This window comes from Aquiflexum sp. (assembly GCF_041749095.1).
Classification (GTDB): domain Bacteria; phylum Bacteroidota; class Bacteroidia; order Cytophagales; family Cyclobacteriaceae; genus Aquiflexum.
The window spans coordinates 1-2,450 of record NZ_JBGTCA010000262.1 but is presented as its reverse complement, the minus strand read 5'-3'; the positions used below and the strand labels follow the sequence as shown (position 1 = coordinate 2,450).

Here is a 2,450-nt window from a genome sequence, read left to right as displayed (position 1 = left end):
ATGGTGGAGGAGATTTTATCCACAGACTTGAAAGATACTGTTGCCGTGCTTACCAAAACCAATGAGGAAGCCCTGAAAGTTGTCAGTTTGCTGCTTCAGCGGGGTCTTCCTGCAAGTTTGGTACAAAGCAACGATCTATTCAACCTCTTGCAACTCTACGAAGTGCGGACATTTTTCAAGACCCTCAGGTTACAATCCGGAGAATATACCATTTTGGAAGAAAAATGGATTCAGGCCAAACAGGTCTTGAAAAAGGAGTTTGGCGGCGGTTCCACTTTCGAATGGATCAGCAACATGTTGGAGGATTTTGAAAAAATCTACCCCAAGGTCAGGTTCAAAAGTGACTTGGAGACCTTTATTTCCGAATCCCGCATTGAGGATTTTTACAGACAGTCTTCCGATAGCGTACTTGTTTCCACGATTCACAAAGCCAAGGGCAGGGAGTTTGATCAGGTTTTTCTTTTGTTGCAGCAAAGACTTGTCAGGGAAGATAAGGAAAAACGGCTTTTGTATGTGGGGATGACAAGGGCCAAAAACTTGCTGTCCATTCATTATCAAGGACAGTTTTTGGAAAACCTGAAAGTACCTTTCATGAATTACAAAGAGGAGGCAAACTTATTTGAGGATACAGACACGTTGATATTTCACCTATTGCATCAGGATATCTTTTTAAGTTTTTCCCATAGCCGGCAACACCTGATTTCCCGATTAAGACCTGGGGATATCTTAAGTTATAGGGACAATGATTGTTTTAATGCGCAAGGCCAAGCTGTCCTACGCTTTTCTAAAGCTTTTTGTAAAAACCTTGAAGACCTTGCGGTTAAAGGCTACCATATCCGGAAAGTCAGTGTGAACTGGCTGGTTTATTGGATGGACAGTGACACAGAAAAGGAGGCGTTGGTGGTATTGCCGGAGGTGGTTTTGGGGAGGAAGGCGAAGGATTTATAAGAACCAAGTACAATGTACAATCCGCCACGGCGGACAAGATGTACCAAGTATGGGGAAGTGAGAGGGAAAGGTTTGCGCTTTTCTAGGTTGAGCTTTGTATTGGCCGATAACTTTTAGCCAGTGAAAGCCTGCCCCGTAGCATTTCGGAGAATCTCTGAGGAAAACGTTGGCGTCATTCTGAACGAAGCCACTTGAACCTTGAAATCTCTTCAAAAATCTATGCGAAGTGAAAGCCTGCCCCGTAGCATTTCGGGGAGTCTCAGGAAAATGTTGGCGTCATTCTGAACGCAGCCACTCAAACCTTAAAATCTCTATAAACTTTTAGTGAAGAATCTCTTACAGAAATATGGATTGATTTTTTACCACATAGGGCACAGAGAACACATAGTTTTTTCCCAATTGATCATTTCTTGAACCTTTAGAGGCCCTTCCTATCAAATAACTAAACGGAAATCACCCCTCGTTCCGAGCAGGAACCCTGATGTGAAGTGAATACCAAAAGGATTTGAGTAAAAGACACTCACATGGGCGGGAACCAAAATATCTAGGTTGAGTCACTCTCATTGGCGAAGGAATAAATGCCATAGGCCCGTCCGACTGGTCATCCGGGCGGGCATGACCGAAATTTTAGCCCGGTAATTTATTGTCAGGATCAAATTGATAAAGTGGAACCAAAAGTGCCGTAGGTACGGACGATTTAGTTGTACTCATTACCAGACATTAATTCGAATTGACACTTAAGCGAGTGGGGTAACTCACATTGGAGGAGATTATGATTATAATTTTTTATCTTAGACTTTTAACAAACACTCCAAAAGAAATTATTAAGTAGTGATGGAACTGAAAAAAGAACTGATACTGCAAATCCAGAATATCATTGCCTCGGCAAGAGAAAAGGCTGTTCGCTCAGTGGATACAGAACGTGTAATTATGTACTGGCAAATCGGAAAAGTAATTTTTGAAGAAGAACAAGAAGGAAAAGATAGAGCTGATTATGGTAAGTTTTTGATAAAGGCTATTTCCCAACAATTCAAGCCCCAATTTGGCAGCGGATTTACCTCTCGACAATTAGAGATGAATCGTCAGTTTTATCGGACTTTCCCAATTGCGAACGCACTGCGTTCGCAATTGAGTTGGACTCATTACCGGACATTAATTCGAATTGATAATCAGGACAAAAGGTAGTTTTATATAACAGAATCAACAAAAAACAACTGGACTGCAAGACAACTTGAAAGGCAGATAAACAGCCAACTGTTTGAAAGATTATTGCTAAGCAATGATGTACAATCCGTATTAGCAGTGGCAAGAGAGGAAAAACTACCAAGTGACGCCAAAGAGATCATTAAAGATCCGATGGTGTTGGAGTTTTTGGGTTTGAGAAGGGAAGCCGCTTATTATGAAAAAGATTTAGAAGCGGCAATCATTACTCATTTGCAGGATTTTATACTGGAAATTGGCAATGGATTTTCGTTTGTAGCAAGGCAAAAGCGCATCCATAT

General features: G+C 41.4%; 3 protein-coding genes. All 3 read left to right on the top strand.

Annotated features, from left to right (window positions below):
- A partial coding sequence (locus ACEW8O_RS12175; protein WP_373494902.1) for a 3'-5' exonuclease occupies positions 1–948 on the top strand: 948 nt, incomplete at its 5' end.
- Positions 949–1,782: 834 nt separating this feature from the next.
- Positions 1,783–2,133: a DUF1016 N-terminal domain-containing protein gene (locus ACEW8O_RS12170; protein ID WP_373494901.1), complete on the top strand. Its 351-nt coding sequence runs from the start codon at positions 1,783–1,785 to the stop codon at positions 2,131–2,133.
- 84 nt (positions 2,134–2,217) lie between these two features.
- Positions 2,218–2,450, top strand: a 233-nt coding sequence (locus ACEW8O_RS12165; protein WP_373494900.1) for a PDDEXK nuclease domain-containing protein, incomplete at its 3' end; no start/stop codon positions are given.

Excerpts from the sequence above, each read along its gene's own strand:
- ACEW8O_RS12170 (WP_373494901.1), top strand. The coding sequence starts at position 1,783 with ATGGAACTGAAAAAAGAACTGATACTGCAAATCCAGAATATCATTGCC.